The organism is Janthinobacterium sp. FW305-129 (assembly GCF_020858115.1).
Classification (GTDB): Bacteria; Pseudomonadota; Gammaproteobacteria; order Burkholderiales; family Burkholderiaceae_D; genus Janthinobacterium.
On the sequence record NZ_JACYMM010000013.1, the window covers coordinates 37,541 to 63,552 of the forward strand.

The 26,012-nt window shown below is 63.2% G+C and carries 31 protein-coding genes; 1 reads left to right on the forward strand and 30 read right to left on the reverse strand.

What is annotated here, in order from left to right:
- Positions 1 to 10: 10 nt before the first annotated feature.
- From IGS61_RS23780 to flgB, 13 genes are all read right to left on the reverse strand, one after another.
- Complete coding sequence (locus IGS61_RS23780; RefSeq protein ID WP_230541877.1) at positions 11 to 1,132, reverse strand: glycosyltransferase family 2 protein; 1,122 nt, start codon at positions 1,130 to 1,132, stop codon at positions 11 to 13.
- Positions 1,133 to 1,251: 119 nt separating this feature from the next.
- Positions 1,252 to 2,295 carry a hypothetical protein gene (locus IGS61_RS23785; protein WP_230541878.1) on the reverse strand — a complete coding sequence of 348 codons (1,044 nt, stop codon included), beginning with the start codon at positions 2,293 to 2,295 and terminating at the stop codon, positions 1,252 to 1,254.
- Positions 2,296 to 2,300: 5 nt separating this feature from the next.
- Positions 2,301 to 3,212, reverse strand: coding sequence for a flagellar hook-associated protein FlgL (gene flgL, locus IGS61_RS23790; RefSeq protein ID WP_230541879.1), 912 nt, complete (start codon positions 3,210 to 3,212; stop codon positions 2,301 to 2,303).
- A gap of 10 nt (positions 3,213 to 3,222) precedes the next feature.
- Positions 3,223 to 4,584: a flagellar hook-associated protein FlgK gene (gene flgK, locus IGS61_RS23795; RefSeq protein WP_230541880.1), complete on the reverse strand. Its 1,362-nt coding sequence runs from the start codon at positions 4,582 to 4,584 to the stop codon at positions 3,223 to 3,225.
- A gap of 81 nt (positions 4,585 to 4,665) precedes the next feature.
- Entirely contained in the window at positions 4,666 to 5,070 is a 405-nt protein-coding gene (locus IGS61_RS23800) for a rod-binding protein (protein ID WP_230541881.1), read from the reverse strand.
- The gene (locus IGS61_RS23805; protein ID WP_230541882.1) at positions 5,070 to 6,182 is read right to left on the reverse strand and encodes a flagellar basal body P-ring protein FlgI; all 1,113 of its coding nucleotides are present in this window, start codon (positions 6,180 to 6,182) and stop codon (positions 5,070 to 5,072) included. The genes IGS61_RS23800 and IGS61_RS23805 overlap by 1 nt, the downstream gene beginning before the upstream one ends.
- A 9-nt stretch (positions 6,183 to 6,191) precedes the next feature.
- Positions 6,192 to 6,866: a flagellar basal body L-ring protein FlgH gene (gene flgH / locus IGS61_RS23810; RefSeq protein ID WP_230541883.1), complete on the reverse strand. Its 675-nt coding sequence runs from the start codon at positions 6,864 to 6,866 to the stop codon at positions 6,192 to 6,194.
- Positions 6,866 to 7,654 (reverse strand): flagellar basal-body rod protein FlgG, encoded by a 789-nt coding sequence (gene flgG, locus IGS61_RS23815; protein WP_170909686.1) that lies wholly within the window; start codon positions 7,652 to 7,654, stop codon positions 6,866 to 6,868. The genes flgH and flgG overlap by 1 nt, the downstream gene beginning before the upstream one ends.
- 32 nt (positions 7,655 to 7,686) lie before the next feature.
- A complete protein-coding gene (gene flgF, locus IGS61_RS23820; protein WP_230541884.1) occupies positions 7,687 to 8,415 on the reverse strand; it encodes a flagellar basal-body rod protein FlgF in 729 nt (242 codons plus the stop codon).
- A 26-nt stretch (positions 8,416 to 8,441) separates the two neighbouring features.
- The gene (locus tag IGS61_RS23825; RefSeq protein WP_230541885.1) at positions 8,442 to 9,620 is read right to left on the reverse strand and encodes a flagellar hook protein FlgE; all 1,179 of its coding nucleotides are present in this window, start codon (positions 9,618 to 9,620) and stop codon (positions 8,442 to 8,444) included.
- A gap of 57 nt (positions 9,621 to 9,677) precedes the next feature.
- Entirely contained in the window at positions 9,678 to 10,331 is a 654-nt protein-coding gene (locus IGS61_RS23830; protein WP_230541886.1) for a flagellar hook capping FlgD N-terminal domain-containing protein, read from the reverse strand.
- Between the two features lie 3 nt (positions 10,332 to 10,334).
- Positions 10,335 to 10,751 carry a flagellar basal body rod protein FlgC gene (gene flgC / locus IGS61_RS23835; protein WP_034757795.1) on the reverse strand — a complete coding sequence of 139 codons (417 nt, stop codon included), beginning with the start codon at positions 10,749 to 10,751 and terminating at the stop codon, positions 10,335 to 10,337.
- Positions 10,752 to 10,758: 7 nt separating this feature from the next.
- Positions 10,759 to 11,121 (reverse strand): flagellar basal body rod protein FlgB, encoded by a 363-nt coding sequence (flgB, locus tag IGS61_RS23840; RefSeq protein WP_034758109.1) that lies wholly within the window; start codon positions 11,119 to 11,121, stop codon positions 10,759 to 10,761.
- A gap of 254 nt (positions 11,122 to 11,375) precedes the next feature.
- Here flgB and flgA point away from each other — a divergent pair, with 254 nt between their 5' ends.
- Positions 11,376 to 12,023 carry a flagellar basal body P-ring formation chaperone FlgA gene (flgA, locus tag IGS61_RS23845; protein ID WP_230541887.1) on the forward strand — a complete coding sequence of 216 codons (648 nt, stop codon included), beginning with the start codon at positions 11,376 to 11,378 and terminating at the stop codon, positions 12,021 to 12,023.
- A gap of 6 nt (positions 12,024 to 12,029) precedes the next feature.
- On the opposite strand, the gene IGS61_RS23850 is transcribed toward flgA, so the two are convergent.
- The 17 genes from IGS61_RS23850 to IGS61_RS23930 form a co-directional block, all read right to left on the reverse strand.
- A complete protein-coding gene (locus IGS61_RS23850; RefSeq protein WP_230541888.1) occupies positions 12,030 to 12,791 on the reverse strand; it encodes a glycoside hydrolase family 73 protein in 762 nt (253 codons plus the stop codon).
- Complete coding sequence (gene flgN, locus IGS61_RS23855) at positions 12,778 to 13,218, reverse strand: flagellar export chaperone FlgN (protein WP_230541889.1); 441 nt, start codon at positions 13,216 to 13,218, stop codon at positions 12,778 to 12,780. Before flgN ends, IGS61_RS23850 begins: the two co-directional genes overlap by 14 nt.
- Positions 13,215 to 13,505 carry a flagellar biosynthesis anti-sigma factor FlgM gene (gene flgM / locus IGS61_RS23860; RefSeq protein WP_230541890.1) on the reverse strand — a complete coding sequence of 97 codons (291 nt, stop codon included), beginning with the start codon at positions 13,503 to 13,505 and terminating at the stop codon, positions 13,215 to 13,217. Before flgM ends, flgN begins: the two co-directional genes overlap by 4 nt.
- A 13-nt stretch (positions 13,506 to 13,518) precedes the next feature.
- On the reverse strand, positions 13,519 to 14,580 hold the full coding sequence (locus IGS61_RS23865; protein WP_230541891.1) for a flagellar motor protein MotB: 1,062 nt from the start codon (positions 14,578 to 14,580) through the stop codon (positions 13,519 to 13,521).
- Entirely contained in the window at positions 14,507 to 15,421 is a 915-nt protein-coding gene (gene motA, locus IGS61_RS23870) for a flagellar motor stator protein MotA (RefSeq protein ID WP_034757817.1), read from the reverse strand. Before motA ends, IGS61_RS23865 begins: the two co-directional genes overlap by 74 nt.
- A 56-nt stretch (positions 15,422 to 15,477) precedes the next feature.
- A complete protein-coding gene (locus IGS61_RS23875; RefSeq protein WP_230541892.1) occupies positions 15,478 to 16,221 on the reverse strand; it encodes a FliA/WhiG family RNA polymerase sigma factor in 744 nt (247 codons plus the stop codon).
- A 33-nt stretch (positions 16,222 to 16,254) separates the two neighbouring features.
- Positions 16,255 to 16,731, reverse strand: coding sequence for a flagellar basal body-associated FliL family protein (locus IGS61_RS23880; protein ID WP_230541893.1), 477 nt, complete (start codon positions 16,729 to 16,731; stop codon positions 16,255 to 16,257).
- Positions 16,731 to 17,873 (reverse strand): flagellar hook-length control protein FliK, encoded by a 1,143-nt coding sequence (locus IGS61_RS23885; RefSeq protein ID WP_230541894.1) that lies wholly within the window; start codon positions 17,871 to 17,873, stop codon positions 16,731 to 16,733. Before IGS61_RS23885 ends, IGS61_RS23880 begins: the two co-directional genes overlap by 1 nt.
- The gene (locus IGS61_RS23890; RefSeq protein ID WP_230541895.1) at positions 17,870 to 18,112 is read right to left on the reverse strand and encodes a hypothetical protein; all 243 of its coding nucleotides are present in this window, start codon (positions 18,110 to 18,112) and stop codon (positions 17,870 to 17,872) included. The genes IGS61_RS23885 and IGS61_RS23890 overlap by 4 nt, the downstream gene beginning before the upstream one ends.
- A 67-nt stretch (positions 18,113 to 18,179) precedes the next feature.
- The gene (gene fliS / locus IGS61_RS23895; protein ID WP_072454561.1) at positions 18,180 to 18,569 is read right to left on the reverse strand and encodes a flagellar export chaperone FliS; all 390 of its coding nucleotides are present in this window, start codon (positions 18,567 to 18,569) and stop codon (positions 18,180 to 18,182) included.
- 50 nt (positions 18,570 to 18,619) lie between these two features.
- Positions 18,620 to 20,032, reverse strand: coding sequence for a flagellar filament capping protein FliD (gene fliD / locus IGS61_RS23900; protein WP_230541896.1), 1,413 nt, complete (start codon positions 20,030 to 20,032; stop codon positions 18,620 to 18,622).
- An 89-nt stretch (positions 20,033 to 20,121) separates the two neighbouring features.
- Entirely contained in the window at positions 20,122 to 20,559 is a 438-nt protein-coding gene (locus IGS61_RS23905; RefSeq protein WP_070289072.1) for a flagellar export protein FliJ, read from the reverse strand.
- 8 nt (positions 20,560 to 20,567) lie between these two features.
- The gene (gene fliI / locus IGS61_RS23910) at positions 20,568 to 21,878 is read right to left on the reverse strand and encodes a flagellar protein export ATPase FliI (RefSeq protein WP_230541897.1); all 1,311 of its coding nucleotides are present in this window, start codon (positions 21,876 to 21,878) and stop codon (positions 20,568 to 20,570) included.
- On the reverse strand, positions 21,875 to 22,564 hold the full coding sequence (gene fliH, locus IGS61_RS23915) for a flagellar assembly protein FliH (RefSeq protein WP_099375832.1): 690 nt from the start codon (positions 22,562 to 22,564) through the stop codon (positions 21,875 to 21,877). The genes fliI and fliH overlap by 4 nt, the downstream gene beginning before the upstream one ends.
- Entirely contained in the window at positions 22,561 to 23,601 is a 1,041-nt protein-coding gene (locus tag IGS61_RS23920; protein ID WP_230541898.1) for a flagellar motor switch protein FliG, read from the reverse strand. Before IGS61_RS23920 ends, fliH begins: the two co-directional genes overlap by 4 nt.
- Positions 23,579 to 25,315 carry a flagellar basal-body MS-ring/collar protein FliF gene (gene fliF, locus IGS61_RS23925; RefSeq protein ID WP_230541899.1) on the reverse strand — a complete coding sequence of 579 codons (1,737 nt, stop codon included), beginning with the start codon at positions 25,313 to 25,315 and terminating at the stop codon, positions 23,579 to 23,581. Before fliF ends, IGS61_RS23920 begins: the two co-directional genes overlap by 23 nt.
- 60 nt (positions 25,316 to 25,375) lie before the next feature.
- On the reverse strand, positions 25,376 to 25,714 hold the full coding sequence (locus IGS61_RS23930; protein WP_034787870.1) for a flagellar hook-basal body complex protein FliE: 339 nt from the start codon (positions 25,712 to 25,714) through the stop codon (positions 25,376 to 25,378).
- Between the last annotated feature and the right edge of the window lie 298 nt (positions 25,715 to 26,012).

A 26,012-nucleotide genomic window follows, 5' to 3' on the forward strand; every position in this document is an offset into this window, starting at 1 on the left:
CGGGGGATGCTCAGGACACGGCGGCGCGGCCCAGGCCCATCCTCAGCTTGTTGCGCCAGGCACGCACGGTGCGGCTGACGGTCTGTTTCACGTCAAAGGCGATACTGCCGCCCAGCACCTGGCGCAATTGCCTTGCCTGCTTCTTGCGGAACTCGCTGCGTTCCTGTGCCGCGGCGGCATCGCGCCCGCCCTGGCTGTCCCGGGGGAGCGGCATGGCCGCCAGCACGTCCTGCCAAGGATGGAAGAGCGCCCCCAGCAAGGTCGCCCGGATTTCCTTGCGCAGCCGGCGGCCCTGCAGCAATGGCAGATTGTAGGTGTCCTTGACGATCCCGATGAAGACGTGGCACAGCGCCACGTCGAAATACAGGCGGCTGCCGGCGTTCAGGCCGCTCTCGGCAAAGTGGCGGCGCGCCGGCAGCAGGGCGGTGGACAGTTCGCGGAACGACTTGACGCTGCTTGTCTTGCTGATGCTGCCGTCGCGCTGGCGGTAGTTGATTATGCAATGCGGCAAATAATACAGGTTGTCGCAGCTGTCGAGCAGTTGCGGCAACGCAGTCACATCTTCATAGACGCGCCCTTGTGGAAAGACGGGGGCCGTCTGCCGCAAGTAAATTTCGCGTCGGAAAATCTTCGACCAGACGAACATATGACATTCGTCAAAATAGGTATTGAGTATTTCGTCTTTACTTGTCGTCAAGACATGCGGCGCAAAGGCCGTGGTGATCCGCTTGTTTTTCGACTCGCGTTGCGGATACCAGAATTGCAGGTCGCAGGCGATGACATCGGGGCGCGCTTGACGTATCACGTCATCGAGGGCATCGAGGGAAGCGGGCAGCAGGATGTCATCGCTGTCGACGAAGGCGATATAGTCGCCGCGTGCCAGCGCCAGGCCCTGATTGCGGGCCGCTGCGACCCCCTGGTTGCTTTGCTCGAAGATAGTGATGCGCAAGTGTTCGAACTCTTGCTGCAAGCGCCGCAGCTCTGCCAGCGTACTGTCGCTGGAGCCATCATCAATGACGATCAGCTCATGGCATGGCCGCATTTGCGTGGCAATGGCCACGATGCTGGCGCGAATATAGTCTTGGACATTGTATGCAGGAACAATGAGGCTTAGCGAGATGGTGTCGGTCATGGATAGGTGCGCAATGGAAGTGGCGCTATCTTGACTGAATTTCTTGTTTTTGTGAAATGAAATTTCCTGCCGTAACTATTATGCCGCATGCGTCCGGCAATTGCGCCGCCGGACCAGGCTTATTCCAGGCCCAGCAGGGCGACGACTCGTTCGCGGCTGATGCCTACCAATGCCGAGCTGATCGCCAGCAGCGATTCATAGCCGGGCTGGCTGGCCTTTTCCGTGAAGTTTTCCGCCAGGGTATCCATGCTGACGGCCACTTGCACCGGTTGTGCGCGGGCAACCCTTCCCGTGGCTTGCGCCAGGGCCAGGCTGACGGCGCTGCGCGCCGCCTGCAACTGCGCCAGCGCCTGCACCACTTGCTGCAAGGTGGCGCGCAGGGCTTCCGTGTCGCCCGTATGCCATTCTTCCGGGGCGATGGCGGCTGGCTCCACATCCGTGCGCACGCGGCTCATCTGGCCCGTCGGATAGCGGATGCCGTTGCCGCGCACGGACAGGCTGTCGCGCACGTTGGCCCAGGCGGCTTCCGAGGTGCTGAACACCAGCTCGCCATTCTCGCCCAGCTTCACGCCTATGCCTGAGGGCATCAGTGCGCGGTCGAAGCGGGAGACGATGTCGTTCGCGCTCAGGCCAGGTTCGATATTCACCGAGCGCAAGGCCTGGTTCGCGCCGCCGACGGAAAAGGCCAGCACTTCCTGCGGGCCTTCCTGCAGGCTGGCCATGGTCAGGCCGCGGATGCTGAAGTTCTGCTGTGCCGCCTGCGGGCTGGTATAGCTGAGCTGCGCGTCGAGCGTGCCGCCCGAGGCGCTGGCGCGCTGGCGCCAGGTATTGCTGAACTGGCGTACTCTTGCCTCGACCTGCCCCTCGCGGCCCTGGCGCGCGGCCAGCTTGGCCGCCAGTTCGCTTTTCAGCGCTTGCAGCTGGCTGCTGCTGCGTTCCAGGTAGTCGAGGGTTTGTTGCGCGTTGGAAATTTCCCCCTGCAACTGGTGATCCCAGTTGCTCAGGCCACGCTGCAGGCTCGCCGTCGAACTCCTCGCTGCCGGCGCCTCGCTGCGCGCGCTGGCGCTGCCTTTGACCGCGGCGGACGCGTCATCGACGACGCGGGCGGTGCCGGCGCCTTTGGCGGCAACGCCGGAAGAGGAGGAGGTCTGAACGATTTGCATGATGGTCAGAGAAGATCAAACAGGGAAATGGTGCCAACCTTGGCGTAAGCCTTGTATGTTGCCTGCAGGGCCGTCTGGTAGCCGGTCAGGTCGATGGCGGCCGCGCCCATGTCGGTCTTTTTCAGGTCCAGCAGGGCCGAATTGTTCGACAGCGAGACATTGGCCAGGTTGCCGGAGAGCGTAGTGAGGATGTTTTGCGCGCCGCCGAAGATGGCGATCTTGCCGGAAAGCAAATCCATGCCATCATCGGTGCCGCCGAGGCCGTCGCTGACGATGGCGCGCACGGCAGGGTCGTTGGGATTGACGCCCGGCGCGCTGAGGGTGGCGATGACCTTATCGATCTTGTTCAGCCACACCTCCAGGTTCTTCACGTCGACGTTGGCCGCCTGCGACACGCCGTTGCCCACCACCACGGTTTGCGTGTCGGTATTGCCGATGTAGCTGTAGCGCGAACCGGCGTTTGCCGCCGAGTCGTATTTGATCGCGGGCTGGTCGGTAGCGGTGCCGGAAAACATGTAGCGGCCTTCCTGGTCCTTCAGGTTGGCCGTGTACAGCACGCTGTCGCGCATGGCGGTCAGCGATTGCGTCATCGCATTCAGGTCGCCGGGCGTGTTGCTGCCGTCGGCGGCCCACACCAGCAGGTCGCGCGCCTCGCCCATGTCGGTGACCATGCTCGACAGGTAGTTTTCGTTTTTCAGCAGGCGCACTTTGACCGTGGCGATATTGTCCTGGTACTGGGTCACCATGGCTTGCTCGCGCGTCAGGCGCGAAATGCGCACGTTGCCGATCGGATCGTCCGATGGCAGCTGGATGCGCAAGCCCGACGACATCTGCTGCGTCAGGAAGTTGATGCGTTCTTGGTTTTGCTGAAGCGAAATATTGATCAGCGATTGGTACTGGCTGCTGGCGACACGCATGATCTTCTCCTTAACCCATCATTTGCAAAGTGGCATCAAACAAGGTATTTGCCACGGAAATGACTTTCATGTTTGCCTGGTACATATTCTGGAATTCGACCAGGTTCATCGCTTCCTCGTCCTTGTTTACGCCGCTGGTGGATTTCCAGTCGTCGATGGCTTGCGCGCGCACCGTGGTGGCCGTTTTCAGCAAGGCCTGGTTCTGCTGGCTGTAGATGCCCAGCTTGCCGACCAGCTGCGTATCCGCGTCGCTCATCAAAACATCACCCACCCAGCTGACGTTGATCGACTGATTCTTGATATCGATCAATTTTTGCAAGTTGCCGCTGTCGCCGGCGGCGCCCGTCAACGACAGGGCCAGATCCTTGGCGTTGAAGCCTGGAGTAATGCTCAGCTTGCCATTCGCGTAGGCCAGCAGTGGACCACCGGGGGTACCGGCCATGGTTTTTCCCAGTGCCAGCTGTGCGTTGACCTTGCTGGTCAGCTGGGTGGCCATGTCTTGCAGCGACTGTTGCAGCGGTTTCAGGGTATTTTTTTCGAATTCGCCCAGGCCGCCCATCTGCCCGCCGATGGCTGCCAGATCGAGGGTGTACGTCGACTTGGCGAAATCAAGGCTCAGGGTTTGCTCGCCCGAGTTCGTCATGGTGCTGGTCAAGGTGCCGGCCAGGCTGCCGATGACCAGCGGCTGGCCCGACTTCAGCGAGACATTGCGCGAGCCGTCCGGCTGGTCGAGCACGTCGATGCCCATTTGCGAGGCCAGGCCATCGATCAGCTGGTCGCGTGCATCCATCAGCGACGACACGTTCGTGCCCGAGGCCGTGGAGGCGCTGATGCGCTGGTTCAGTGCGGCGATATTGGCCAGGGCAGTATTGGCTTGCGGCACGATCGCTGCGCGTTGTTGCTGCACCGACAGCAACTGGTTGCCCATGACGGTGCTGATGCTGTTGAAGCGCTGCGCCATGGCGTCGGCGGAGGTGATGATCTGCTGGCGCAGCGGCGTCGAGGTCGGGTCGACGGCCGAGGCGTTGAGGGCGGCGAAAAAGCCGTCGATGCCGTTGCTGATGCTGGAGGCATCGTCGCCCATCACGCGTTCGAGCTGCGTCAGATAAGGCTGGGTCTGCGAACGGGCGCCCTGGTCGGACGCGGCGCGCCACATTTGCTGGCTTTTATAAGCATCGGCAAAGCGCAGCAGGGCGGACACTTCCACGCCATTGCCGGCCGAGCGTACGCCGGCGCTAGCGCCAAGCGAGGACAACAGCACGCCTTGACGGGTATAGCCCGCCGTTTGCAGGTTGGCGATGTTCTGGCTGGCCGCATTGAGTGCGGCCTGGGCGGCGATGCTGCCTGACAATGCATTGCTGATGATGCTCATTGGGCAAGTTTCTTTCGTGAAGAGTGTGGCGCATGCGGGTGGGCAGGCATTGAATCGTTGTTACCTTGTACAGGCGACGCTTCAGGCCGATTTATTAAGCGGCGCTGCAATATTGTCGGTTTTGATAGCGCTTTTGCCAGTGACGTTGGCCGAAACGGGTGCGCTGGCCGCCGGCAGCAGCTGGCGCAGGATGGCGTCGGCGATGCCGAAGGCGCGCTGGCCGGCCATCTTGTCGGCCACCAGGTTGTCGGCCATTTCCAGCATGTCGCTGTTGATGGGGTCCTTGAAGACGCTGTCCTCGCCCGCCATCTCGCGCGTGCCTGAACGCATCTGGCGCAGCATGTGCGAGATGAAGAAGGCTTCGAACTTGACGGCCGCCTCGGTGGCCTTGGCCGCATAGCGGGGATCAGCCGGCGTGGCGGCGGCGGGGGTCTTGTCGTCGAGCGCCGAAGGCAGGGCGCTGCTGCTGTCATTTATATTAAGCATCAGATAACCACCAGTTCGCCTTCGATGGCCCCGGCCTGGTCGAGGGCTTGTAAAATTGCCATGATGTCATCGGGCGAAGCGCCCAGGCTGTTGACCACGTCGATGATCGATTGCAGCTTGGCGCCGGCCGGCCATTTGAACATATTGCCGTTGCCCTGGTCGACGGACACCTTCGATTGCGGCGTGACGGTGGTCTGGCCACGGCCGAACGGCGCCGGCTGGCTGACGGCCGAACTCTCGGAAATGACCACTTTCAGCGAGCCGTGCGTGACGGCGGCCGCTTTCACGCGCAAGCCTTCGGCGATGACCACGGTGCCGGTGCGCGAATTGAAGACCACTTTCGGCGTGTCGACGCCCACATCGACGCTCAAGGCTTCCAGCTTGGCCATGAACGCCACGCGCTGGGTCGGGTTTTCCGGCGCCAGCACGTCCACGCTGGTGGCGTCGCGCGTGGTGGCGACGGCGCCGAAGCGGCGGTTCACGGCTTCGACGATATTGATGGCCGTCTCGAAATGCGGGTGGCGCAGGTTCAGGGTGACGGAAGGCTTGGTGGAAAAGTCGCTGAGAATCTCGCGCTCGATGTTGGCGCCGTTGGGAATGCGGCCCGAGGTGGGCGTATTCACGGTGACGGACGAGCCGCTCTTGCCGGTGGCGTTGAGGCCGCCGACGACCACGTTGCCTTGCGCCAGCGCATACGTTTCATTGTCGGCCGCGCGCAGTTGCGTCAGCAGCAAGGTGCCGCCGCGCAAGCTTTTCGCATCGCCCAGCGAGGAGACGGTGACGTCGATGGACTGGCCACGGCGGTATCCAGGCGGAAACACGGCGCTGACCATGACGGTGGCGACGTTCTTGCTTTTCGCTTCGGCGCCGTCCGGCATCTTCACGCCGAACTGCTTGAGCATGTTGACCACGGACTGGCTGGAAAACTTCACCTGGGTGGTGTCGCCGCTGCCGTTCAGGCCCACGACGAGGCCATAGCCGACCAGCGGGTTGTCGCGCACGCCCTCGATGCTGACCAGGTTGCGCAGCACTTGCGCGGCGCTGGCGGGCAGGGCTAAGCCGGAGAGCACGGCCAGCATGGCTGCCAGGGGCAGGGCGGAACGAAATTTCATGAGGTCACCTTAAAACGGCATCCATGGGCCGACGAAGAAGCGCGTCAGCCAGCCTGGTGTATTGGCTTCGGCCAGGGTGCCCTGGCCGGAATAGGCGATTTGCGCATTGGCGATGCGCAAGGACGATACCTGGTTGTTGGAATCGATGTCGGCTGCGCGCAGGTAGCCGCGCAGGCGCACGAATTCCTCGCCCTGGTTCAGGGTCAGCGTTTTTTCGCCCTGTACGCGCAGCAAGCCGTTCGGCAGCACTTCCTGCACGATCACGGTGATGGCGCCGGACAGCGCATTTTGCTGCGTGCTGGTCGAGTCGCCGGCGAAGTTGCGGTCGGCCGACAGGTCGATGCCCGTCTTGGGGAAGGTCTTGCCGAGGATGTTGGCCGCATTCACGCCGACGGACGCCCCCTTGTTGAACGACGTGCCGGCCTTCTTGCTCGCTTGCGTGGTTTCCTGCAGGGCCACCGTGACGACGTCGCCCACGCGGAAGGCGCGGCTGTCCGAGATCAGGTCCAGTCCCGCATCGGGATTGAAGACGCCGCCGCCCACGCCGCCGCGCGCAGCGCTGCGCGGCGCCACGGGCAGCGGCGTATCGGAAAAGCTGGGCGCCACTGGTGCGGCCGGCTGGCTGGCGCAACCGGCGATCGACACCAGCAGCAGGGCCGCCGTGGCTTTCATGGCGACCGTCATCAGCGTGCCGCTTGCGCCAGGTATTGCAGCATATTGTCGGCGGCCGACAACACCTTGGTATTCATTTCATAGGTGCGCTGGGCAGCGATCATGTCGACCATTTCTTCCACCACCTGCACGTTCGAGCCTTCCAGCGCGAACTGTTTCAGCTTGCCCAGTGCGCCTTCGCCGGGACGGCCTTCCGTCGGCGTACCGCTCGATGCCGTTTCCTGGAACAGGTTTTCACCGAGTGCCAGCAAGCCCGTCGGATTGACGAAGCTGGTCAGGTTCAGCTGGCCCAGCTGGGTGCCGTTGACATTGCCCGGCACGGTGGCCGTAACCATGCCATTTTCGCCGATGGTGATCGCCGTGGCATTGTTCGGTACGGTGATCTGCGGCACCAGCGGCAAGCCCTGGGCGTTGACCATCACGCCGTTTTCATTGATGCCCAGCTGGCCGGCGCGCGTGTAGGCCGCTTCACCGTTCGGGCGCAGCACTTGCAAAAAGCCGTTGCCGGTGATGGCGACGTCGAATTCGCGGCTCGTCGTTTGCAGGCTGCCCGTGGTAAACACCTTTTGCGTGCCCACCATGTGCGTGCCGTTGCCCAGCTGTACGCCCGACGGCGACAGGGTATTGTCGGCGCGCTGCGTGCCCGGCTGCTGCTCGACCTGGTAGAACAGGTCTTCGAAGACGACGCGGTCGCGCTTGAAACCAACGGTATTGACGTTGGCCAGGTTGTTCGCGATGGCTTGCAGTTTGGCATCTTGCGCCTGCACGCCGGTCTTGCTGATCCACATTGCTGGATTCATGATTTACTCCTGGTAATTGGTTGGCGTGGGGCTTAGGCGCCCAGCAGGCGGTTTCCCGATTCCGTCATGGAATCGCTGGCCTTGAATACTTTCATTTGCATCTCGAAACTGCGGTTCAGGCTCATGGTGGCGACCATTTCCTCGACGGCAGAGACGTTGCTGCCTTCCAGGTGGCGGTCGCGCAGGCGTACCGTCGGATCGGCCTGCAAGTCTTCGCCGCCGCGCGCCACGATCAGGCCCGCCTCGTTCTTCGTCAGCTCGCCCGCTTCGGCATTGACCAGCTTGAGCTTGTCGACCGTCTGCATTTGCGCGGTGCCCGGCACCTGGATGGAAATCGTGCCATCGGCGCCGATCGACAGGCTGGTGTGTTCGGGAATCGTGATGGGGCCGCCTTCGCCCAGCACGGGCCGGCCGTTGATGGTCAGCGCGCCCGTTTCATCGAGGTCCATGGCGCCGGCGCGCGTGTAGGCTTCGCCGTTTTGCCACTGCACCGCGAGAAAGCCGTTGCCCGTGATGGCCACGTCGAGTTCGCGTCCCGTCTCCTTGATGGCGCCGGTGCGCGTGCCGACGGCGCTCGACTGCGTCTGCGTCATGTGGCGGTCGTCGTAGCCATAGCCGTTCTGCAACGGCTGGGCCGTCGATACCTCGAGATTGGCGCGGAAGCCGCCCGTTTCGATGTTGGCCAGGTTGTTGGCGTGTACCTGCTGTGCCCGCAGGGCACGGTCGGCCCCGCTCATGGCGGTATAAATCAGCGCATCCATTGCTCTTTACCTTTGCGTATCGTGGATTACAGCGCTTGCATCAGCGATTGCAGCATGGCGTTCTCGGTCGAGATGACCTTCGAGTTCGCCTGGTAATTGCGCTGCGACGTCATCAGGCCCACCAGTTCGGAAGTGATGTCGACGTTCGACTGTTCCAGCGAGCTCGTCACCAGTTTGCCGGCCATGCCCACGCCCGGACGGTCATACATGGCGGTACCGGAGGTGGTCGAGGCGACCCAGCTGGTATCGTTGACGGCCGTCAAGGCGCCTTCGTCGGGGAAGGTTGCCAGGGCGATCACGCCGATGCTTTGTTTCTGGCCATTCGTGTATTTCGCCACGACGGAGCCGTCATCGGCCAGTTCCACGCCCATGTAGGTGCCCGAGGCATAGCCGTCGGCGCGGTCGGTCGAGGTCGTGGCTTCACCGGCGAACTGGGTGGTGCCCGCGTAGTCGATGGCGACCGTCATCGGCGCGGCGCCAGCCGGCGTCGGCAGCACTGGCGACGCGGTCGTGCCCGTCAACAGCTTGCCGTTCGTGTCGAAGGTCATGCTCGTCACCGGCGTCACATCGGCGTTGTCGAAGGTGTAGTGCACGTCCACGCCCGTTGCCGTCTTGACGAAGTACTGGCCCAGCGAGTGCTTGGCGCCCAGCGAGTCGTAGACGATCGAGGACTTGGCGCTGTTGTAGCTCAGTTCGTTGGTCTTGCTGAACGGCGGGGTTTTCACGGTCCATTCGGACGACATGTTGGCGGCATACGCCAGCTTGGTCGTTGCCACGGCGGGAATCTGGCCCGTCGGAATGTTCATGTCGCCCATGGTGCCCAGAGTGGTGCTGCCCTTGACGGCGGCGTAGCCCTGCACCAGGCGGCCGTTCGAGTCGATCAGCTTGCCATCATTGCTGGCCGAAAAGATGCCGACGCGGCTGTAGATCATGGTGTTCTGTGCATCGCGCGTGACGAAGTAGCCGCGGCCGTCGATGGCCGCGTCGAGCGCGCGGCCCGTGTTGAGCACGCCGCCATTGAGCGACATGCTTTGCGTCAGCGACCCGATTTCCGTGCCCGTGGCGCGCGACCCGGCGTACATGGCCGAAAAGTTGGCGCGGCTGCTCTTGAAACCGTAGGTGCCGGCATTGGCGATATTGTTACTGGTGCTGTTCAACTGTTGGTTGATGGACTGGATACCGGACAGGGCGATGTCGAAACTCATGTTGACTTCCTTTAGTGAAGGAGGAGATTAGTGTTCAGGAACGAAGGGGAGAGCGGATCAGGCCGTCTTACCGTTAAAGCCGGTGATCGCGCCAGGGTTGACTTCGCCCAGGTTCGACACGCTCAGAATCATGCTGCCGCCGGCCGACAGGCGCACGCTGTTCAGCTTGCCCGCGATATCGACCGTCGGCTTTTCGGTGCCATTGGTGGTGACCTTCATGCTGTAGGTGCCAGCAGGCAAGCCCAGGGCGACGGGATCGATGGTGAACGGCACCGTGCCGGCCGCCTTGGCGCCCAGTTCGATCTTGTATTCCTTGTCGTCGATGCCTTTCAGGGTCACGGTGGTCTTGGTGGTGCCGGACGCCAGCGCGATGCTGCCGCTGACCTTGCTCTTGTCGAGCTGCACCGTTTCGCTGTTGACCATGACTTCGGAACCGACTTGCGCGCCCAGGGCCAGCACTTGCATCGATTGCAGCACGCTGGCATTGGCGCTGGTCAGCGCCGACAGGTTCTGCATCGCTTCCGTCTGCGCCTGCTGCGTCAATTGATTGACGAACTGGCTCGGATCGGTCGGCGCGAGGGGATCCTGGTTCTTGATCTGCGCGACCAGCAATTTGGTGAACATATCCTGGGTGGCATTGCTTTGCGACTTGACGGCATTGCTGTTGCTGCCGCTGCCGCTGGTGTTGTTTGTAAAGAGATTGGTTTCCATGGATTATGCTTCACCTAATTTGAGGAGCGATTGCTGCATCGACTTGATGCGGCCCAGAACTTCGACATTGGTTTCAAACGCGCGCGAGGCCGACATCATGTCGGTCATCTCGGCGACCTGGTTGACGTTGGGGTAGAACACCATGCCATCGGCATTGGCCATCGGATGGCCCGGTTCATACACCTTGCGCAGCGGCTCATCGCTTTGCACCACGTCGAGTACTTGAACTCGTCCGCCGGCGCCGCTGGCACCGGGGCCATCCATCACGGCCGCAAACACCGGCTTGCGCGCGCGGTAGGTTTCGCCTTCGGAACCGGCCACGGAATCGGCATTGGCCAGGTTGCTGGCGATGGTATTGAGGCGCACGGTTTGCGCCGCCATCGCCGAACCGGCGATCTTGGAAATATCCTGGAAGCTCATGTGATCCTTATTGTCCGGAAATGGCCTTGGACAGACCCTTCAGTTTCATGTTGACGAAAGTGAGGCTGGTCTGGAAGTCGGTGGCATTCTGCGAGAACGCCGCCTGCTCCACGCCGATTTCGACGGTGTTGCCGTCGCGGCTGGGGTGGTAGGGGACGCGGTACAGGGCGCTGGCATCGTCATCGGTCGACAGCAGGCCGGCCTCGTTATCCTGCAACTGCTGCAGGGCGCTGCCGAAATCCATGTCCATGGCCTGGAAGCCTGGCGTGTTTTCATTGGCGATGTTGGCCGCCAGCACGCGTGTACGGTCGGCGCGCAGCGCGAGCGCATCGGCGTGCACGCCCAGCGCATCCTTGAAATTAATCCCCATGGTCATCCTTTGTATTGAATTCGATCGTGCTTTTTGCGGTTCGGGCTAGAAAATAGATGGTGCAGAGGTAAAATCCCAGCCTGGTCATGTTGACGCATGGTAAGGTCATGCCGCTTCAGTATCTTTGATTAAGGTTAGCAATGATTTATTTTGAGAACTATTCCATGATGTGGAACAAGGCGCAAGGTCGTCACATACTATTGCCAAGCCTATTTTTACTGACCAGCCTATATAGTAGTGCAGGACGCGCAGAATTGCCAGCCGACAATATATTTTCGCGTGTGGAACAATTGGCGCGCGAGCAATTGGCACAGCAGGCAGCCTCGGCGGGATTGCTGGAGCCGCAGTTCCAGGTGGCCGTGGTGAAAAGCACGCGCCCCATGCCGGCGTGCGCGGCGCCCGTCGCGCTGGAAACGGCGGACAGCCGTTCGGCGCAGCGCATGCGCTTTGTTGCAGTGTGTCCTGGGAGCAACGGTTGGCGCTATGAAATGCTGGCGCGCGGCAGCATCACGGCCCAGGTGGCGGTGACGAGCGCCCCCGTCACGGCGAATACGCCCTTGCAGGCGGGCGACGTGACGATGGCGCGGCGCGACGTGACGATGGTGCCCGACAGCATTGCCTCCTTGCCCGGCGCCGTTGGCCTGTCGAGCCGGCGCAGCTTGCGTGCCGGCGAAGTGTTGCGGCAAGGACAACTGGCCTCGCCCGTGTTGATCAAGCGGGGCAGTGCGGTGAATATCGTGGCGCGCAAGGAGCAGGTGGAGGTGAGCATGGCCGGCGAAGCGCTGGATCCGGGCGCGCTGGGCGAGGTGATTCGCGTGCGCAACGCCACCAGCGGCACGGTGATACGTGCCAGGGTGGTCGATGCGGGTGTGGTGGAGCCGGCCGATATTGCTGGCCGTTAAGAAAAATCAGTCGGCGGCGGCCGTGCGCTGCAGCCGCGTCGCCAGCTGCGTCAGCTTGGCGGCGTAGTTGGGGTCGGTGGCATAGCCGCCGCGCGCCAGGCCTTGCGCGAAGGCGCCCGCGTCGGCGCCCGTGTTCAGGGCGGCGCGGTAGCGCGGGTTGTCGAGCAGCACTTGCGCATAGTCGCGGAAGGCGCTGGCCTGATCCGGGTAGCTGCGGAAGCGTTCCGTTTTTTTCAGGGCCGTAGCGCTGCCCGCCTCGTATTCGGTGGTGACATTGCTGGCCACGTCGCCCTGCCATTTGCCGCCGGCCTTGATGCCGAACAAATTATTCGTGTCCGCGCCCGTGCCCTGGCGCAGCGGACGCTGGCCCCAGCCCGATTCCAGCGCCGCGTGGGCGGCGACGATTTCCGGCGCCACGCCAAGGCGCGCGCCTGTTTCTTCCGTCCACGGCTTGATCGAGGCGAGGAATTGCTGCTGCGTTTCGCCGATCTCGCCGCCCTGGTTGATGCTGCCCAGGACGTTGACAGGCTGGCTTTGCTCCAGGTAGGCGCGGCCCTGCGGGCTCAGGCTGGTGGCATTGCCGCCGCCCTGTTCGATGAAGCGGGCCACTTCGCCCTGCACTTGCCGGAACACGCTGCCAAAGCTGCCGCCGGAGACAGTGGCGCCAGTGGCGTCGGTGGCGCGCATATTGCTTTGCACGGCATGGGTCGCCGCCGTCGATGGCGTCGCCGCCGTGGCGCGGGTGGTCAGGAAATCAGCCTGGCGCATACGTATCTTCCTCGCCATGCAGCACGCGCTGCATGATGCTGTACTGCTCTGTTAATAAATCGCTGTTGCGGGCATTCAGGCGCTTGCATTCAAGCACCATCTGTTCCAGCAAGGCCCAATCAGCCTGGGCCTTGCTGCGCGCGTCTTCTTGTAATAACGCAAACAATTGCGGCATATCGCCTTGCGGGCCCAGCAGGGCAGTGACGAGGCTGACCCGCTGGCGGCGGCGCGCATCGAGTGGCTCGACGGCGGCGACGACCTGGTCGGCCAGCGCCGTCAGCTGCGCGCTCTGGTGGTGCAGGGTGGCCTGAAATTGTTCTTCCAGCAAGGTTTGCAGGGCGGCGTAGCCGGCGCGGTCGTCCGTCATGCCTTGCAGCACGCGGCGCATGGCTTCCTGGCGCGTGATGCCCTTGCGCGGCGCGGTCACGATTCGCCGCCGTGGAAACGCTGGATCAGACCAGCCAGTTTCGACGGATCGAACGGCAATTCGCCCTTGGCCAGCGCATCGCGCAGCATGGCCACGCGCTCGTGATCGATCTCGGGCATGGCGCGCAGGGCGGCCATGGCCGGTTGCAGCACGGCCGATTGCAGTTCCGCCCCGGCCGACGAGCCGCCCATGGCGCCTGCGGCACCCGCGTGCTCGGCGATCGCCTCGGCCGGCGCCACGGCGCTGCTGCGCACGGCAGCGCCGGTATTGCCGGAGGAGATTTTCATACGTTGTTTGCCTTTAATTTGCATGCTCGTCCCGTTCCTTCTTTGCGGGCAGGCCCAGCTTATCACGCAGGCGCTGCAAGGTGCCCGAGTCCGGTTCACCCACTTGCAACTCTTCGCCTTGCGGCTTTTGCCCGGCCATGCCGAACATGGCGGCGATGCTGTCGGCCTGGCCACGCGTCAATATTAACAGTTCGATGCGGCGGTTGATGCCGGCGCTGGCATTTTTCACGTCCAGCGGCGCGCGGTCGGCCATGCCCACCACTTGCAGCACGCTGTCCGGACTCATGCTGCCGATCAATAATTGCGCGCGCGCCGACATGGCGCGGTTGGCCGACAGGGTCCAGTTCGAAAAGCCTTCATAGCCGGTATTGGCGTATTGCATCGAATCGGTATGGCCGACGATCAGCATCTGGTTGTCCATCTGGGCAAAAACAGGGCCCATCTGGCGCAGCAGCTTGCGGAAGCGGTCGGTCGGCACGGCGCTGCCGCGCACGAACATGCCTTGCTTGTCCGTATCGTGCAGCATGACGCGCAAGCCGTAGGGCGTGATCACCGATTGCAAGTTGCTTTTCAATCCAGCTTCATCGCTGAGCTTGTCGAGCGCGCGCGACAGGCTCAGCAGGTCTTCCGGCGACTGGTAGCTGATCTTGGTCTGGTTTTGCGGCGCGGCGCCAGCCTTGCCATCCTGCATCTGCTTGCCTTCCGTGCGCGTGTCGCCCGTGCCCTTGCGGGGCATGGGGAAGCGCTCGATCAGGCTGCCACGGGGGCCGCCTTTCTGTTCCGGCATGACGCCCTGGCCTTCGCCCTGGCGGCTGCCGGCGCTGGCATCCATCATGATTTCCTTCATCGCCTGCTGCTCGCGCGCGGCCATCAGCCACAGCACGAGGAAGAGCGACAGCAGGGCCAGGCAAAAGTCGGCAAACGCTACTTTCCAGGCGCCGCCGTGGCCGTCGTCGTCGTGCTTGCGGCCAGCCCGCTTGATGATGGCCTGTTCATGTTTCTCATGCGGCTTTAGCACGGCGGCCTCCCCGGCCTTGGCCTTGCTCTTGTTCGGCGCCGCCATCTTCCAGCGCATTGATCCAGCTTTCCAGCTGGGCGAAGCTTGGCTTGATGTTCAACTGCACCAGGCGGCGGCCCGCATCGATGGCCAGCAGAGGCGGTTTGCCCGCCACGTGCGTGACCAGCACGACCTTCACGCATTCCATGGTCGAGCCTTCCTCGCCCACCAGCTGTTTCATCATGTTGCACATCGGATCGAGCACGCCGTAGCAAAAGAAGATGCCGATGAAGGTACCGACCATGGCGGCGCCCACTTTTTCCGAAATTTCCGCCGCATCGGCGCCGTCGGCCACGGAATTCATGGCCATCACGATACCGAGCACGGCGGCCAGAATACCGAAGCCGGGCATGGCTTCGGCGATCTTGTGCAGCGACTTCGACGGTTGCAGCAATTCGTCGTGGATGGCTTCCAGTTCCTGTTCCAGCACACCTTCGAGCTCATGCGCGTTGATCTTGCCCATCGCCATCAAACGGAAGTTGTCGACGATGAAAGCGAGCAGCTTCGGCTCTTCCAGCACCAGCGGATAGCGCTGGAACAGGGCGCTTTCGCGCGGTGCCTCGACGTGGGCATCGAGCGCCTTCAGGCCGCCGGCGGCCGTTTGCAGCAGTTCGTACATCAGCAGCAGCAACTGGCGCTGGAATTCCGAGCCTTGCTTCTTGTGCGTGACGATCTTGCGCATCTGGTGCAGCATTTCACCGAGTACATGCTTGGGGTTGCCCAGCACCAGGGCGCCGACGGCGGCGCCGATGATGATGATCAACTCGACCGGTTGCCAGATCGCGTGGACGGTGCCGCCCATCAGGGCGAAGCCTCCGAATACACACCCCATCACGATTAAGATACCGATAATTACCATGTCAACTGCCTTTCTGCGTCATTGTGCTGCGTCAATTTGATGGATAGTGCTGAAACTTATGCGTCTTGCAGCATGGCTTTCATCTTGCCCAGTGCCGTCTTGTTGAGCTGGCAGACGCGGGCGTCGCTCAGGTCAAGCACGGCGGCTATTTCTTTGTAGCTCAGTTCGAATTCGTAATACATCTGGATCACGCGCTGCTCGCGTTCGTCCAGCGCGCGCAACGCTTGCTCCAGGCTGCGGCGCACCATCAATTGCTCTTCCGGGCTCGGTGCGCTGTCGGCCTGTCCCAGGCTTTCCTGCAGCACTTCGTCGAAACTGGCGATCAGCTCGGCGTTTTCAGCCAATTGATATTCCTGGAAGGCTTCCGGCGTCAGCTTCAGGGCCGCCATGATTTCCGCCTCCTGCGGCTCGCGTCCCAGGCGCCGGGTCAGGGCGCGCACGCTGTCGCGCAGGCGGTGGCTTTCCTGGCGCACGGCGCGCGGGCGCCAGTCCTGGCGCCGCAGTTCATCGAGGATGGCGCCACGGATGCGCAGGCTGGCATAGCTGCCGAAAGACTGATCCGGCACGCCGTAGCGGCGCAAGGCTTCGAGCAAACCCATCAGGCCAATCTGCTCCATGTCGTCGCGGTCGATGGCGCCCGATACCTGCGAATTGAGCTGGCGCACGATGCGTTTCACCAAAGGGGCGTACGCCACCAGATGTTGTTGCTCTTCAGCAACGCTGAGCACGGCCGCGCAAGCGCTGGCGGCCGCATATTCTCCGGCGCCATACGCTTCCTGGTATTGCTCTGCATAAGCCACAGGGTCTCCCACTAGGTCGGCTGGCGTGTTGGCTTATTCAATGATCAGCTTGCCGACCATGACTTCGGTGAACGGCTTTTCCATCTGCTCGCGTTCATAGCTGACATTGAATGCCTTGTTGATCTGCTCGGCATACTGGTCCACGGTCATGGTTTGCGCCTTGTCCAGTGGAAAGCTCGACAGGGTGCTGACGGCGATCGAGCGCATCAGCGGCAAGTGGTCCTTGGTCAGCTTTTCCTTTTCTTCGGTGGTGGCGATCACCAGGTCGGCCGACAGGTAATGCGTTTCGCCTTCGCCGGGAGCGCGGCGCAGCATCACGATGACCTTGTCAAGCGTAATGAATTTGCGCGCCTTCTTGCCCGTGGCGGGCGGTGGCGGGGCTTTCGCTTCGGCAACATCGGCATGGCCGGCGACCGGCTTGGCCAGGTACCACATGGCGCCGCCTGCCGCGCCGGCGGCCAGCACCGCCACGGCGATAAAGCCGCCTATCAGTTTCATTTTCATAGTCATCAGGTGGTTTCTCGCTCATGCATGGCGTACGTGGTGCTGGAGGCTGTGCCATCGGACAGGGCGCGGCCCGGTTCGGCATCGTCCTGCTGGCGGCCCGGTTGACGCTGGCCGCGCGCATCGCCTTCGGCAAATGCCTGGGCGGCGGGGCTGCGCGGGGTGGCGCTGATATTGACGGCCACCTCGGTGTACTGGCGCTGCGCCAGGTCGCTGCGCATGTTTTCGCCGATGCCTTGCAACTGGCGCAACACTTCCGAGTTCGATGCCGTGACGTTCACCTGCAGCGCGCCGGCCGTATGGCGGATGGAGATCTCAATGCGGCCCAGCATGGGCGGGTCGAGGCGGATCGTCGCGTGTTCGCTGTTGCGGCCGAGCTGCGTCTGCAGGCGTTCGCCCAGCGCTTCGCGCAGCGGTTCCTGCCATTGCTGGGCAGGGCCGTTGAGCTTGATGGTATCGCCGGCCGGGGCCGCCGTGGCGGCATTGCCGACCGCGCCCGCCAGGCCCAGATTGGGTGGCGTTGGCGTTGCAGCGCCGCGTTCGCCTTCGCGCGCCGCAGCGGCAGGAGTGGCGGCCGTCACCGGCGTGCCTTGCTGCAATAGCGACTCGAAAGGCTGGGCCGGCGCGCTGCCCTTGGCGGCGCTCGCCGGGATGGCTGCTGCCAGCGGTTCGCGCGTATCGCGGCCTGCCGGCTGCGCCGTTCCCTGTGCGCTGAGGCTGATCGCCGCCGGATGCAGGCTGATGTTGAGTGCCGGGTTGGCTTGCGCCACATTCGCCTGCGCGGGTGTCTGTGCCTGTGCCTGCGCGGCGGCGCGCGCCTCGGCTGCGGCCGCGTCCGTTTGCGGCAGCATCGTCAGCGGCAAGCCGATGACAGGGGCGGCCATGGCGGGCAGGCCGCTGTCGGCCTGGCTGTCGCTGTCGCCATCCTTGGCGGGCGCGGGCGTATCGCCATCGGCCGTCTGCGTGCCTGTCACATCGAGCACCTGCGCAAACAGGGGCAGGGCGGAGGGCGCGGCACCGTTGCTGCCATAGCCTGGCGTGCCGGGCAAGGCGGCCGCCTGTGCCGGCGCTGGCGCCGAGGCTGGTGCCGGTGCCGCATTGGCCGTCGCTGCCGGAGCGGCCGGCGCCTTGTTGAAGTTCATGATCATGCTTGATTCCCGTCCGAGTCGTATTCGCCGAGTGCGGCGTAGGCGACCCAACCTTCCTTATTTGCCTGTAATGCACCCAGGTGTTGACCCAGGCGTTCTTTTTCCGCAGAGCAAATTTTAACCGCTTGCGCGTGAATTTTGCGCAATTGCAACAATTCTGTTTGTTCCAGCGCATTCCATGCGCCGCGTTCGGCCAGCAGCGGGATGTTTTTCGCCAGGCTGGCCGAGATTTGTTCCATCGCCTCCCAGTCTGCCTGGGCGACAGCCGCGCTCAAATGCCGGCTCAGCTGCTGCAGCGCAGCGCGCCTAGGCATTATTGGCCTGGACGCCCACCCAGCCGCGCTTGATGGTGGTCATCAAGGTAGTCACTTCATCGATCAGCGTCGGGTCGAGCTTGATGCCGGCCGTGTACAGGCGCGCCACGCAATAGTCGTACAGGCGCGCCAGGTTGACCACCACTTCGCCGCCATTGTCGAAATCGAGCGAGCTCGACAGACCGTTGATGATCTGCGTGCATTTATCCAGGCTGATGGCCTTTTGCTCGTAGCGCTTGCCCACGATATGCCCGCGCGCGCGCGCCAGTTCTTCCAGCAAGCCGTCCGTCAGCACCAGTACCAGCTCGACCGGTGTGGCGCGGGCGGTCTGGGAATCGAGGTTGACGGCGTGGTAGTTGCCGTAAGCTTCATTGTTCAACATTATTATCTTCTCGCTATGTTAACTGTGGCGGCGCGGCTGGCACGTCCGCCTTAGGATTTGCTGCTATTAAACATGGCATCGAACATGTCGGAATTCCTGGTCATTTGCTCCTGCAATACTTGCAGTCGGGAATACTGATCCAGGAAGCGGCTGTACGCCGTGTTGTACTGGTTGGTCAGACGCTCGCTGCTCTTGACCAGGCTCTTCTGCAACTTGTCCGTCGCTGCCATGCGTTGGGTGATCTGGCCCTTGGTGACATTGCTCCACTGGCCCAGCACCTTGTCCAGGCCGCCGAGCACGCCGGCAGGTGCCGACAGGCTGTTATTGCCGAACAGTTTGTCCAGGCCGCCAGGATTGTCTGCCAGTTTGGCCGTCAGTTTGGCGGAATTCAGGCTGATCGTGCCATCGCGCTGGGCCGTAATGCCATACGCCACCAGCGACACGCCATCGACGGTCAGGCGCAAGGCATCGCCCATGCTGGAGCGCAGGGCGTTCAGGCCGGAATCGTGGGCAAAGATGCCGGCAGCGATATTTTTCTCCGGGTTGCCGGGATTGGCCAGGCCATCCATCACGCTTTTCAGCTTGTTGTAGGCGTCGACGAAGGCTTGCACATTGGCAATGGTGCCGGCGCTATCCGTCCCGACGGTCACGGTAAGCGGATTTTCGCCCGCCGTCATGGCCTTGGTGAATGTCATTTTCACGTCGGGCACGTTGGTAAACGTGTTCGATGCCTGCGTGATTTTGGTGCCGGAGCCCTGGGCTCCCAGCCAGACGATGGCATCCTTGGGCGCCACGAGGGCTTTCTTGTCGCTCTGCAGCGCTGTCTGCAGCGCCGGATCCGTCACACTGTTGGTGTCGATCGAGACGGCATTGGCCAGGCCGGTGAGATTCGATGTCAGCACCAATTGCGCCTGGTTGCCGATATTGATGACGGAAGCGGTGACGCGCGCATTATTCTTGCTGTTGCCATTGATGGCGGCGGCGATTTCCTGCGGCGTCAGGTAGGGGTCGCCATCCTTGTTGGCGGCGGCCAGGTCGATGTCGAAGGCATTGTCGGCCGTGGCAGCGGCTGCCGGGTCGCCGATGCGGATGGTCATGTTGCCGCCGTTGGCGGGCGTGGTGCTGCTCAAGCCGCCATACGACGTCTGGCTGGCCGTGGCCAGTTGTTCCACAAAGAACGCGTAGCTGCCCGGCGCCGCCTTGATGCCGGCCGTGGCCGTGCCATACGCGGTATTGCTGAAGGTGGCGGACTGGTTCAGCACGGATTTGCTGGACGTCATTGCCGACATCGCCAGCTGGAATGCCGAGATGGCCGATTTCAGGTTGCCCAGCGCGCTGGAGGTGTTGTTGGCAAGCGTACTCTGAGCCTCCAGGGCCGCCTTTTGCGCAGCCACCGATTTGGTAGCCAGTTGTTGTGCTGTGACGAGTGGATCGTATCGTGGTGCGGTAATTGCGTTTGCCATGCCAGACTCCTGAATAAAGGGTTATACCGGTACAAGGCGACCCCCATTCCCGTTTCGTGAAGTTTTCCTGAAAGAAACTTACACAAACTTCATTTTACCTGCCCGCGGAACCAGAATTGCGTCGCCAGCTCGTCTTGCCGCTTCGCATCAACTCGTTGTTGCTCATTTGCAACATGCTTCTGTTTTTGCGTCAGCACCTGGTCCAGCACTTCGCGCTTGGCCCAGGCCGTGTTCAGTGCGCGTTGCGACACGGCCATGTTGGCTTCGTGCAGGTGCAAATCGGTGCGGTGCTGGTCGGCCATCTGCATCACGGCTTGCTTGAAGTTGCCGCAGTTGACGGACAGCGCCAGGGGCAGGGCGCCGCTGGGGCCGCTATCCGTGTACAGGCCCGTCAGGCGCTCCAGGTTTTTCTGGTAGCGCTCGCGCACGGCCGTCTGCGCCGCCATTTCGCCTTGCAGGCGTTCCACTTCGGTGCTGCGCAGGCCGACCAGGGTGGTCAGATTGCGGATGGTATGCGCGTCGCTCACATATGCTCCTAGGCCATGATCTGTTCAAGTTGTTCGATGCACGGCCCCATCGGCGCCTCTTCCTTGGTGCCCTGGCACAGGAAGGCTTCGATGGGCGCGTGCAGCTGCACGGCGCGGTCGGTGATCGGGTCGGCACCGGGCACGTAGGCGCCCAGCGGGATCAGGTCGCGCACGCGCGCGTGGCGCGCCATCGACGCCTTCAGCGCGCGCGCCGCCTGCATGTGCTCGGGCGTGATCACCTGCGCCATGCAGCGGCTGATCGAGGCGGCGATGTCGATGGCGGGGTAGTGGCCCCGCTCGGCCAGTTCGCGCGTGAGCACGATGTGGCCGTCGAGAATCGCGCGCGCCGTGTCGACCACGGGATCCTGCTGGTCGTCGCCCTCGGCCAGCACCGTGTAGATGGCGCTCATGCTGCCGTCCGGGTGGGCGCCGTTGCCGGCGCTTTCCACCAGTTGCGGCAGGTTCGAAAAGACGGATGGCGGATAGCCGCGCGTGGCGGGCGGCTCGCCCAGGGCCAGCGCCACTTCGCGCAAGGCCATGGCATAGCGCGTGAGCGAATCGACCAGCAGCAGCACGTGCTTGCCCTGGTCGCGGTAGTGCGCGGCGATGGAATGGCACAGCTCGGTGGCCATGATGCGCATCAAGGGCGATTCGTCGGCCGGTGCGATCACCAGCACGGCTTTTTTCAAGCCTTCGGCGCCGAGCGACTTTTCGACGAATTCGCGCACTTCGCGGCCCCGTTCGCCGATCAGGCCGACGACGACGACATCGGCCACCGTCTGGCGCGTGATCAGGCCCAGCAGCACGCTCTTGCCGACGCCGGAACCGGCCATCAGGCCCACGCGCTGGCCCTTGCCCAAGGTCAACATGCTGTTGATGGCCCGCACGCCCACGTCCAGCGGTTCGACCACCGGTTGTTTCTTCAGGGGATTGATTTTTGGTGGCGTGACTTCCAGGATGTGTTCGCCGCCGAGGCGGCCCAGGTCGTCGATCGGCTCGCCCAGGCCATTCACCATGCGGCCCAGCCACGAGGGGCCGATCTGCAGGCTGGCCTTGTCGGGCAGGGGCAGGACCCTGGCGCCCGTGGTCAGGCCCGTGGCCTTCTTGAACGGCATCAGGTAAGACAGTTTTTCGCGGAAGCCGACGACTTGCGCATCGAGCCACTCGCCGCTGACAGTTTCAATTTGACAACGCTGGCCCGTGTGCAGGCGGCAGCCGGCGCTTTCCAGCAGCAGGCCGGAAGCGCCGACCAGGCGGCCGGTGGGTGTCGCGACCGGGATATCGCCGATCTCGAAACTGCGCAGCGTGTCGGCGATCATGCAGGCGCGCCCTGGTCAGCGTGTTCGGCGGCCAGCGCCAGGTGGCTGCTGACTTGCTCCATGCAGGCCGACAGGCGCTGATGGCAGCCCGCGTCGACTTCATTGTCGCCCGCCTTGATGCGGCATTCGCCCGCGTCGAGGCGAGCGTCGGCGATCAGGTTCCAGCGCTTGGCGCGCTTCGGATCGAGTTCGCTGATGCGTTTGAGTTCTTCCGGATTGAGGAAAACGTCGATTTCCTCGCGCGTGGGCGGCATCGAGGCCAGAGTCTCGTCGACCAGGGCCAGCAATTGCACCGGCTGCAGCGCCAGTTCCGCGCGGATCACCTGGCGCGCCACCTTGGCCACCAGGTCGACCACTTCCTTGCGCTGCGCTTCGCGGTAATCGGCGCGCACTTTCTTCAGGTCGCGCAGGATGGCGTCGACGGGGCGGGCCAGGCGGTCCAGCGCCACCAGGGTTTCATTGCGGCCTTCTTCGCGGCCCTGCGCCACGCCGTCGCTGCGCCCGGCGTCGTAGCCGTCCTGCTGGCCTTGCACCAGGCCCACTTCGTAGCCGTCGCGCTGGCCCTGCTCGAAGCCTTCCGAGACGGACGCCTGCCACTGGCCGTCCGTGTCCTCGCTGGCGGCGCGCTGGCCGGCGGCGATGAATTGCGACAGGGGCGGGAAACGATACGAGCGGAAGTGTTTCATTCGATCACCGCTTCGGCAAACAGTTGCACTTCGATCTCGCCCGCATCGGCGAGGCCCTTGACGGTGGCCATGATTTCCTGGCGCGTCTGTTCGATGCGGCTCAAAGGCACGGGGCCGGAACGGCGCATCATGTCTTCGAAGCTCTGTGCCTGGCGGCGCGGCATGGTTTTCAGCACGGCGTCGCGGATCGACGGTTCCGCGCCCTTCAGGGCGATGGCCCACTGTTCCATCGGCACGTCTTCCAGGATGCGCGTGAGCGTGACATCGCTCTGCGTGGCCAGGATCAGGAAGTCGTACATGCTCAGTTCGATTTCCGAGACGACGTCCGGGTCGTGCGCGCGCAGCAGTTCGACCAGCGCGGCACGGTTGCCCGGCATGCGGTTGAGAATCTCTGCCGCCTGGCGGATGCCTTCCACGCTGGTGCTTTGCGTGTCGAGCGTGCCCAGGCAGCGGCCCACCAGTTCGTCGAGCTCGACCAGCAGGTCGCGGTCGATCTCGTCCAGGCGGGCCAGGTTCAGCAAGACCAGGTCGCGGCCTTCGACGGGCAGGGCGTCGAGGATCTGGCCGGCCAGCGCGGGCGGCAGGAAGGCCAGGAACACGGCTTGCATCTGCACGTGCTCGTTGACGATGTATTCGGCCAGCCATTTTGGCGAGGCCCATTGCAGGCGCGCCATTTTCGGACGGATGGCGTCGCCGTAAATGTTGTTCAGCACGCTGTTCGCGATATCGCTGCCCAGCGCCATGTCCAGCGAGCGCTTCAGGTAGCTGCGCGAGGCGCCGTGCACGCCGCTTTGCTGGCGGTAGTCGTCGAAGAAGGTCTGCATGGCCGTTTTCACGGATTCGACCTTGATGCCGCTCATGCGCGACATCACCTGCGTGACTTCCAGCAATTCTTCACGCGACAGGCAGCGCAGCACATTGGCGGCCTGTTCTTCGCCTATGCTCAGCAGCACGATGGCAGCCTGTTCCACAGGGCTCAGGCTGACGTTCTCGACATCTGCGTCGTCAGGGAAATTATTGTTGTTGAGTTCGGCCATTTTTCTGCATCCATTGTTTGACGACTTCGGCGACACGCTCGGGTTCTTTTTCCGCCAGCACTTTCAGGTGGTCGACCATCACGTCGACCGCCGAGCCGGGTGGCGGCAAGTCATAGTTTTCCAGCAGCGGCACGACCGGCATGCTGCCGCCGGCGGCAGCTTCGCCTTCGAGCGCCAGCGGGCTGCCATTCACGCCCAGGGCCGGCGCGCCGGCGGCGGCGGTGGCGCCAGTGGCGCCGGCCGTGCTGCTGCCGGCCAGGGCCATGGCGGGATCGATCTGTTTGAGTGCCGGCGGCGCCAGGCGCGTGGTCAGCAGGCGCAGCAGCGGACGCAGGATCAGGAAGTAGCCGAGTACGGCGCCCAGGGCGTACAGCAGCCAGCTGCTGAAATCGACGACGGTGTCGCGCTCTTCCCACCACTGCGCCACGGGCGGCTTGGCCGGGAAGGCCAGCGCCGTCAGGCTCAGGCTGTCGCCGCGCTGGGCGTTGATGCCCAGGCCGCTGTTGAGCATTTTTTCAATATTGCCCAGTTCGGCAGGGGTCCAGCCCGTTTTCGGGTTCGGTGCGGCGGCGCTGTTGAGGACCACGGCGACGCTGAGTTTTTCCAGGCGGCCGCGGCTGCGCTTGATCTGCGTGATGCTGCGGTCGTAGGCATACTGGCGCGTGGTGGCGTTCTTGCGGGCCGTGCCGTCGTCGGACGGCTTCGGCGCGCCATCGGCGGGCGCGGCGCCGGCGGCGTCGGCCGGTGCCGGCACGGCGGCCGCTGGCGGACGGTTCGACAGGCTGCCGGGAATGCCGGCCACGGTGCGGTTGCGTTCCTGCTCTTCGCGCATCGCTTCGCTCGTCACTTTCGGGGCTTCGCCGTATTTTTCCAGCGTTTCGTCCACGCGGTCGTTGTTCACGGCGGCCGTCACGCTGAGCTTGAAGTTGTCTTCGCCGATGACGGGGCCGAGCAAGCCCGTGACGTTGCGGCGGATTTCATCCTGGAAACGTTTCGCGCCTTCATTGCCGGCGGCCGAGGCATCGAAACCGTCCGTCAGGTCGACGTGCGAGGACAGCAGGTTGCCGCCCTGGTCGACCAGGCTCACGCGCGTGGGCGCCAGGCTGGCGACGCTGCCGGACACCATGTTGATGATCGCGGCGATCTGTTCCGGCGCCAGGGTGCGGCCCGGTTTCAGCGCCACCACCACGGAGGCGGACGATTTGTCGCCGTCGCTGGCGACAAACGACGTCGATTTGGCAATCGACAGATGGACGCGCGCCGAAGCGATCGCGTCCATCGTCATGATGCTTTGCGCCAGTTCGCCTTCCAGGCCGCGGCGGAAGCGCACGTCCTGCACGAATTGGGAGACGCCCAGCGGGTCATTCTTGTCCATCAGCTCCAGGCCGGCCGGCAGCTGCGCCGTCACGCCCTTCGAGGCCAGCAGCATGCGCACCTTGCCCAGCATGGCGTCGGGCACCAGCACCTGGCCGCTGTCCGGATGCAAACGGTAGGGGATGTGCTCGGCGTCCAGGGTGGCCATCATGTCCGTCACGGCCACTTTTTCGCGCGCGCCAAACACCGGCTTGTAGTTGGCCTGGTCGCGCCAGGCATACATGGTCACCATGGCGGTGATGCCGATGGCCAGCACGACGATGGGAACCAGGTTTTTCAGCAGGGCGGGCGGGATGGCGGGCTGGGCGCCAAGGCGCCAGCGCGCAAATGCGGACTTCATGGGGGTAATCACTTGGGGTAACTTTCGCTGGGAGGCTGGGCGTGGATCAGGACGTGAAGATTACAGAGGCAGTTTGATGAGTTCGTCGACGGCGCCCATGACCTTGTTGCGCACTTGCATCAACATGGAGAAGGACAGGCTCGCTTCCTGGCTGGCCAGCATGGCGCCGACCATGTCGTCGCTCTTGCCGCTGTCGACGTCGCTCATTTTCTGCGCTGCCATGCGGTCGTCGCCGTTGACCTTGCCGATGGCGTCTTTCATGCTTTGCGCAAAGGAGAAGCCGGACTGTTCCGGCGCGCCGAACTGGGCGGCGGGCGCGATGCTGGCGCCCAGGGCGCGCGCGTCATTGCTCAGTGCTGCCAGATCGGCCTTGATCAGACCTGCGAGTTCGTTGCTCATCTTGCCCTCTACTTTCAATATGCGGTGACGTATCAATCAGAAATTACTGGTGTTGCCATTCCGGCAGGCATTACATCCAATGCCATCCTGCCCGGTCCGAGTTGCAGGACCCATCAGTTTTATCAGTTGCCACACCATCCGCTCAAGCAGACTCAAACAAACCCAGCAAACCCACGCCGACATGATTTACATGGCCATGATAACTAATATTTATCTGATAAGAGTTTCTGCTGGTGGCAATAATAAAACTGGAAACTGCCATAAAAACCGGAATCAGGTAAGGGGAATGGCGCACTGC

Bases quoted from the DNA above. Each gene is read 5' to 3' on its own strand.
- flgB (WP_034758109.1), bottom strand. From the start codon at position 11,121: ATGGGGATTAATTTCAAGGATGCGCTGGGCGTGCACGCCGATGCGCTC.
- fliD (WP_230541896.1), bottom strand. From the start codon at position 20,032: ATGGCAAACGCAATTACCGCACCACGATACGATCCACTCGTCACAGCA.
- IGS61_RS23885 (WP_230541894.1), bottom strand. From the start codon at position 17,873: ATGATCATGAACTTCAACAAGGCGCCGGCCGCTCCGGCAGCGACGGCC.
- IGS61_RS23890 (WP_230541895.1), bottom strand. From the start codon at position 18,112: ATGGAACAAATCTCGGCCAGCCTGGCGAAAAACATCCCGCTGCTGGCC.
- IGS61_RS23850 (WP_230541888.1), bottom strand. From the start codon at position 12,791: ATGCGCCAGGCTGATTTCCTGACCACCCGCGCCACGGCGGCGACGCCA.
- IGS61_RS23805 (WP_230541882.1), bottom strand. From the start codon at position 6,182: ATGAAATTTCGTTCCGCCCTGCCCCTGGCAGCCATGCTGGCCGTGCTC.
- flgL (WP_230541879.1), bottom strand. From the start codon at position 3,212: ATGCGTGTCGCCAGCAGCCAGTACCAATCGCTGATCAATATTTCGCTT.
- motA (WP_034757817.1), bottom strand. From the start codon at position 15,421: ATGGTAATTATCGGTATCTTAATCGTGATGGGGTGTGTATTCGGAGGC.
- fliS (WP_072454561.1), bottom strand. From the start codon at position 18,569: ATGTTGAACAATGAAGCTTACGGCAACTACCACGCCGTCAACCTCGAT.
- flgF (WP_230541884.1), bottom strand. From the start codon at position 8,415: ATGGATGCGCTGATTTATACCGCCATGAGCGGGGCCGACCGTGCCCTG.
- IGS61_RS23830 (WP_230541886.1), bottom strand. From the start codon at position 10,331: ATGGAAACCAATCTCTTTACAAACAACACCAGCGGCAGCGGCAGCAAC.
- IGS61_RS23865 (WP_230541891.1), bottom strand. From the start codon at position 14,580: ATGCGCTGGAAGATGGCGGCGCCGAACAAGAGCAAGGCCAAGGCCGGG.
- IGS61_RS23780 (WP_230541877.1), bottom strand. From the start codon at position 1,132: ATGACCGACACCATCTCGCTAAGCCTCATTGTTCCTGCATACAATGTC.
- IGS61_RS23880 (WP_230541893.1), bottom strand. From the start codon at position 16,731: ATGACTATGAAAATGAAACTGATAGGCGGCTTTATCGCCGTGGCGGTG.
- flgM (WP_230541890.1), bottom strand. From the start codon at position 13,505: ATGAAAATCTCCTCCGGCAATACCGGCGCTGCCGTGCGCAGCAGCGCC.
- IGS61_RS23930 (WP_034787870.1), bottom strand. From the start codon at position 25,714: ATGAGCAACGAACTCGCAGGTCTGATCAAGGCCGATCTGGCAGCACTG.
- flgC (WP_034757795.1), bottom strand. From the start codon at position 10,751: ATGAGCTTCCAGGATATTTCCAAGATCGCCGGTTCGGCGATGGCGGCG.
- fliH (WP_099375832.1), bottom strand. From the start codon at position 22,564: ATGAAACACTTCCGCTCGTATCGTTTCCCGCCCCTGTCGCAATTCATC.
- IGS61_RS23785 (WP_230541878.1), bottom strand. From the start codon at position 2,295: ATGCAAATCGTTCAGACCTCCTCCTCTTCCGGCGTTGCCGCCAAAGGC.
- fliF (WP_230541899.1), bottom strand. From the start codon at position 25,315: ATGAAGTCCGCATTTGCGCGCTGGCGCCTTGGCGCCCAGCCCGCCATC.
- IGS61_RS23800 (WP_230541881.1), bottom strand. From the start codon at position 5,070: ATGCTTAATATAAATGACAGCAGCAGCGCCCTGCCTTCGGCGCTCGAC.
- IGS61_RS23825 (WP_230541885.1), bottom strand. From the start codon at position 9,620: ATGAGTTTCGACATCGCCCTGTCCGGTATCCAGTCCATCAACCAACAG.
- flgK (WP_230541880.1), bottom strand. From the start codon at position 4,584: ATGAGCATCATCAGCAATGCATTGTCAGGCAGCATCGCCGCCCAGGCC.
- flgH (WP_230541883.1), bottom strand. From the start codon at position 6,866: ATGACGGTCGCCATGAAAGCCACGGCGGCCCTGCTGCTGGTGTCGATC.
- flgG (WP_170909686.1), bottom strand. From the start codon at position 7,654: ATGAATCCAGCAATGTGGATCAGCAAGACCGGCGTGCAGGCGCAAGAT.
- fliI (WP_230541897.1), bottom strand. From the start codon at position 21,878: ATGATCGCCGACACGCTGCGCAGTTTCGAGATCGGCGATATCCCGGTC.
- IGS61_RS23920 (WP_230541898.1), bottom strand. From the start codon at position 23,601: ATGGCCGAACTCAACAACAATAATTTCCCTGACGACGCAGATGTCGAG.